The 5,246-nt window shown below is 67.1% G+C and carries 5 protein-coding genes and 2 pseudogenes; 3 read left to right on the top strand and 4 right to left on the bottom strand.

The features are described from left to right. Positions 1-219 precede the first annotated feature (219 nt). The 4 genes and pseudogenes from AB0M99_RS37415 to AB0M99_RS37400 form a co-directional block, all read right to left on the bottom strand. Positions 220-639 (bottom strand): hypothetical protein, encoded by a 420-nt coding sequence (locus tag AB0M99_RS37415; protein WP_365928677.1) that lies wholly within the window; start codon positions 637-639, stop codon positions 220-222. Positions 640-1,334: 695 nt separating this feature from the next. Continuing rightward, positions 1,335-1,568: pseudogene (locus AB0M99_RS37410) on the bottom strand (transposase); the annotation flags it as partial. Between the two features lie 132 nt (positions 1,569-1,700). Further along, positions 1,701-2,030 (bottom strand): hypothetical protein, encoded by a 330-nt coding sequence (locus AB0M99_RS37405; RefSeq protein WP_365928675.1) that lies wholly within the window; start codon positions 2,028-2,030, stop codon positions 1,701-1,703. Between the two features lie 688 nt (positions 2,031-2,718). Beyond that, positions 2,719-3,057: a transposase gene (locus AB0M99_RS37400; protein WP_365928679.1), complete on the bottom strand. Its 339-nt coding sequence runs from the start codon at positions 3,055-3,057 to the stop codon at positions 2,719-2,721. A 59-nt stretch (positions 3,058-3,116) separates the two neighbouring features. Here AB0M99_RS37400 and AB0M99_RS37395 point away from each other — a divergent pair. The 3 genes and pseudogenes from AB0M99_RS37395 to AB0M99_RS37385 all read left to right on the top strand — a co-directional run. Next, positions 3,117-3,350, top strand: a pseudogene (locus AB0M99_RS37395) (transposase); the annotation flags it as partial. 53 nt (positions 3,351-3,403) lie between these two features. Next, positions 3,404-3,934: a hypothetical protein gene (locus tag AB0M99_RS37390; protein ID WP_365928681.1), complete on the top strand. Its 531-nt coding sequence runs from the start codon at positions 3,404-3,406 to the stop codon at positions 3,932-3,934. 74 nt (positions 3,935-4,008) lie between these two features. Next, a partial coding sequence (locus AB0M99_RS37385) for a transposase (RefSeq protein WP_365928673.1) occupies positions 4,009-5,246 on the top strand: 1,238 nt, incomplete at its 3' end.

The following is a 5,246-nucleotide window of genomic DNA, read 5'->3' as shown; positions in this document are numbered from 1 at the left end:
CGGGGTTCCGCTTCGCTCTACCCCGAACGGCCTGCTCCGCAGGCCTGAGTGACCCCGTTTCACGGGGTTCGGGCCTTCGGCCCGTTGGTGTCCGCTTCGCTCCCACCCCAGCCCTTCCGGCTCCGCCTCCAGGGCCAAGGGCCCGCTCCGCGGGCCCAGCGCCAGCAGCAGAGGCGGCCTGTGCGCGGGTGAGACGGCCTCGGCCGGAGGCTGCCTGGCTCAAGGGGCGAAGTACCAGCAGTACAGGGAATGGCCCAGGTCTCCTGCTCTACGAGCCAGATCGGCTACCCCTGTGAGGATCTCGACCGCCATCTCTGCTGGGGCCCCATCCTTCGCCTCGGCAAGCTCAACCCACTGCGCCGCAACCTCGACAAGCCGTCCCCTACTAGCCGCCGCCAGCGCCGAACACAGTCTCCCAGGTACCTCGAACACCATGAAACCGTCGTTCTTCATCGGCACCACAGCACGCAGGTCCGATGCCGCACCCCTGACGAGGAGAACCTCCCAGTCTTCAACCGCATCATCGGGAAAGAAATCCGCGCACTCGAACGCCGGAAACCCATGGCCACGGCGTTTCGGCCCCACGACGGCGGCCGCCCCATCGTCAGGAGCGACAAAGAACTCAACAACACGCAGCATGACCCGATCATGCCACTCTCAGGAGCTTGCTTCATTCTGAATCCAGGATTGAATCTGGAAAACAGGCCCCCATCCGAACCTCACGAACCCTCGTCGCATGTCGAGGATCGCTGAAACTGCGCCGTACTCAGCCAACCTGCACAAGCAGGGTCCGAGCTCAGGAGTCCGCAGGTCAAACGGCTGTCGCACACGGACCCCGCACAGAACCAGTGAGCCAACACAGTCGCCGGCCCACGCAATCAAACTGCACAACCCCAGGTCAGAAGCATGACGACTGCTCACACTCACTGACCGACGGCAGTTGTTGTGGACCAGTGAAACTGCGAAGTTGAGGATCCGCATGCCCCGTCCGGCTGGAACGTCATCGCTTGTCACCGTGAAAGCCGCAACGACCTGTCACCAGCCTCGCTACGTCGAGCCCCTCACCAGCACAATCAGCACCCCACGGCTGCAGGTAACAGCTGCGACCTGCGCGTGACCTGCGAGGCGTGAAGCGGTGAGGGCGCCGAGCGTGAGCCGGAGTGCCTGACGGCGCGTTGGTTCGAAAGTCATGCACGGAAAGTAGCAGATTGACCACGTTAAGCCAGCGGATGTCGTAATCCGGGTGCCAGCCCATGCCCTGGCGGCCGGGCAGAAGTGCGGGAACCTGCCCTCCTCTCCTACGGGCGAGGAGCGAACCGCCCGTCCGGCTGCTTGCGCAGCCGGGCGTTCTCCGCCCGCAGCCGGGCCAGCTCGTCCGCCTCGCCGCCCGTGTCACGGCGTCCGGGCACGGCCTGGGCCTCGTCCTTGCGCACCCACGTCCGCAGCGACTCCGCGGTGATACCGAGATCCGCGGCCACGGTCGCATAGGTTCGCTTCCCTCCAGCGGCGCGGTAGAACGCGACCGCGTCCTTCCTGAACTCCTCCGGATACGGAGACCTGCGTCCCACCTGGACATCCCCCCCTGGACCATCAAGATCCATTGTCAGGGTGTCCACTCCAAAGGATCAGCCTCAGCCGGGCTCTGCCCCAAGCGCCCGGCCAGGAATACCTGGCCGGGCGCTTGATCGGGGCAGGCTGGGTCAGCCGATGGTGAGGATGCTGTTCCAGTCGTCTTCCTCGACGCGCCAGCCGTTGATGATGGCCTTGTCGCCTCCGTTGAAGAGGTGCAGGGTTCCGTCGTTGCGGGTGGCGTAGATGTCGGGGATTCCGTCGCCGTTGACGTCGGGTGTGCCGCGCAGGAGTGGGAGCGTGGCGCGGTCCCAGCCCGTGGTCGCGTACGTGATGTCCTTGGCTCCGTTGGACGCCGCTTCCGTACCGATGGAGTTGAGTGCGATCTCTCGGATTCGTGTCAGTGTGCCACCTGCACGAAGAGCGCCTCGTGACAGTGAAATCGCCCCGATCTCCCACATCCATGACAGTGAGCCTCACTCCAGAAACCGAAGCTGACCTGCGCCAACACACAGACCCCTCACTGTCTCTCACCCCACTGTCACGAAACCGAGAGATCGCAATCTGCGCCTCGGGCTGACCGCGTCGTGGCGGATTCCGTCCGGCCGTGCGATTACTGCGCACCAGGACCCCCTGATCATGCAGCAGTCCCGTTCGAGGGGGCATTGCGCCTGAATGGCCGATCTCGATGCTTACGCTGACTGCCGTGCGGATAGGTTGCTGCTGTTTACCGGCAGGCACGATCTGAGAGAGGCGCTAACGATGGGTGCTAAGAACCTCCACCGTTCGGCAGAATTTGGATCCGGGAGAGCTATCAGCCGTGTTCCGAGGGTGCGTCGGTCCGGTACGCGCCGCGCCGGCCAAGGGGCGTTTGCGAACTTTTGCCGCAAAGGTCGCATGGTCGATCCGGCGAAGCGTGTACGCAAGTGGCAGCGCCCCGCTGTCGTCGTCACGAACGTCGACGGGGCAGGGTACGTCGAGGTAGCTTCACTCGGAAATACGTTCGAGATCGCTTATGTTCCTAAGACCTTGGGCCAACCCGTAGAGGTGGGTATCAAGGTTGTGCTGCGGGATTACAAGCACAAGCCGAAGCTGAACGCACCAAGTGCACGGTTCCGGGTCGCCAAGGTAATTACTGACTTCGGCTCGTCAAGGTGATGCTGGGTCGTTGAGAGCCAGGCCGGTGCCGGCTATGAAGCCGTCGAGGGTCTCGGGCCGGTACTGAAGGCGCTTGAGCCGGTTGCGGACGAGGGTTTCGAGGCGGTCGAGGGCCATGACGGCGAGGTTGGCAAGGCTGCGTTTGACGTGTGCCCAGACGCCTTCGACCGGGTTGAGGTCGGGCGAGTAGGCGGGCAGCAGGAACACCGTCAGCCACGTCCGCTCGGTGACGAGGTCCCGCATCCTGCGGGAGACGTGGGTGTTCAGTCGGTCCCAGACCAGCACGATCGGCGCCCTGACCAGCTGATGGACGCCGTCGACCAGCGCGATGAAGTCCCGCTCGCGCGGTGGTCCGGCTTGGTCTGGTGCTGGGTATCGCCGTAAGCCGGATGACCGTGCTGCGCGTGGTGATGGCGCTGCCCGAGCCGGCCTGGGCGGTGCCGCGGGTACTGGGAGTGGACGAGTTCGCGACCAGGAAAGGCCGCCGGTACGGCACGATCTTGATCGACTGCGAGACCCGGCAGCCCCTGGACCTGCTGCCCGACCGTGAGGCCGAGACCCTGGCCGCATGGCTGCGCGAGCGTCCCGGCGTCGAGATCGTCTGCCGCGACCGCGCAGCGTTCTTCGCCGAAGGTGCCCGCATGGGTGCCCCGAAAGCCCAGCACTGCGCGGACAAGTGGCATTCTGGCACAACCTCGGCGAAGCCGTCGAACGCCTGGTCTCCCACCACCGCGCGCTCCTCCGCAACCTCGTCGAGCCGGAACCTTCGCCCGAACCCGAACCCGAACCGGGGCCCGTGCCGACCTCCGTCGGCCAAGAGCCGCCCGAGCCTTACCCGCCGGGGAAGTTCCTCGACCGGCTCCGCGACACCCACGCGGCGGTCCGCGCCCAGGTCGAGCAGGGCCTGAGCCTGCGCGAAGTCGCTCGCCGGCTCGGACTGGGCCGCAACACGGTGCGCAAGTACGCTCGCGCGGCCAGCCCGGAGGCGATGCTGCACGGCCAGTGGCAAGACCGGACCAGCAAACTCGATCGCTACCGGCCCTACCTGGAGCAACGGATTGCCGAGGGCTGCACGAACCTGGCCAGCCTCCACCGCGAGCTGCAAGAACGTGGGGTCCGCTGCGCCTACAGCACCCTGCGCGACTACGTCCATCCACTGCGTCCCGGACGTCGCGCAGCCAATGAGCGACTCTGTCGGGAATCTTGAGAACGGCAGTTAACGATCGTGCCGTTGCGTCAGGCTCGTTGGAACGTCCCGCCCTCGTTCCCCAGGAGCCCGATGTGTCCCTCCAACCTCACTCCGGAGCCGAGATCCCGCCGCTGACCGCCCGGGTTGCCCGCGCGGCCAACCCCAATGGCACCACCGCGATGTGGATCCGCGACCGCCTCGACGGCCTCTGGAGTGACGAGGACTTCACCGCCTGGTACCCGCGTGACGGCCGCCCTGGGCTCTCACCCGCCCAGCTCGCCACCGTCTGCGTGCTGCAGTACGCGATGAACCTCTCCGACCGCCAGGCCGCCGAGGCGGTGCGCTGCCGCATCGACTTCAAGTACGCCCTCGGACTGGACCTGGAAGATCCCGGCTTCCACCACAGCGTCCTGTCCGACTTCCGCGACCGGCTCGCCGAAGGCGACCGCGCCGACCGGTTACTGGGCCTCGCACTCACCCGGATCCGGCGGGCCGGCCTGCTCAAGGGGGGCGTCACGCAGCGCACCGACTCCACCCACGTCCTGTCCGCCGCACGGGAGCTGACCCGCCTGGAGCTGGTGACCGAGGCGGTCCGCGCCGTGCTGGAAGAGGCGGCCCGCGACGCGCCAGAGGTGCTGGACGAGCTGGTCACCGCCGCATGGGCCCAACGCTACGGCCGGCCGGTTCGCCTGTGCTCCCAGCCCAGCCACCCCGTCGCCCGCCTGGAACAGGTGGGCAACGACGCCCGCGAACTGCTGCAACGCGTTGACGCCCGGTTCCCCGGCGGCGCACCGGCGCAGGCGAACGTGCTCCGGACGATCCTGGTGCAGCACTTCCTGGCGGACGCCAAGGGGCGGTTCAGGCCGCGCACGAAACGAGACGGCCGGCCGCCCTCCCGGATCCAGATCGAGTCGCCGTACGAGACCGAGGCACGCTTCACGCGCCGCGGCGACACCCGCTGGACCGGCTACCTCGTGCACGTCACCGAGACCTGCGACGACAAACGGATCAACATCATCACCGACGTGGCCACCGCCGTCTCCAGCGCGGACAGCCAGGCGCTTCCCGGCATCCACGCCCGCCTCAGGCGACGGCGCCTGCTGCCGGACCGGCACCTGGTCGACGGCGGCTACACCTCCGTCGCCGGCATGGACGACGCCGCCCGCCTGCACCGCGTCACCCTGATCGGGCCGCTTCCGCCCAGTACCACCCCGCAGCACCGGGCAGGGGACGGCTTCGGCCGGGAGAACTTCATCATCGACTTCGACCAGCGCGAGGTCACCTGCCCCAACGGGCAGGTCAGCGGCAACTGGCAGGACCTGCCGGTGGC

This window comes from Streptomyces sp. NPDC051183, from assembly GCF_040682455.1.
In the GTDB taxonomy this organism is placed as follows: Bacteria; Actinomycetota; Actinomycetes; order Streptomycetales; family Streptomycetaceae; genus Streptomyces.
The sequence above is the reverse complement of the archived record's forward strand: the minus strand, read 5'-3'. Positions and strand labels throughout refer to the sequence as shown.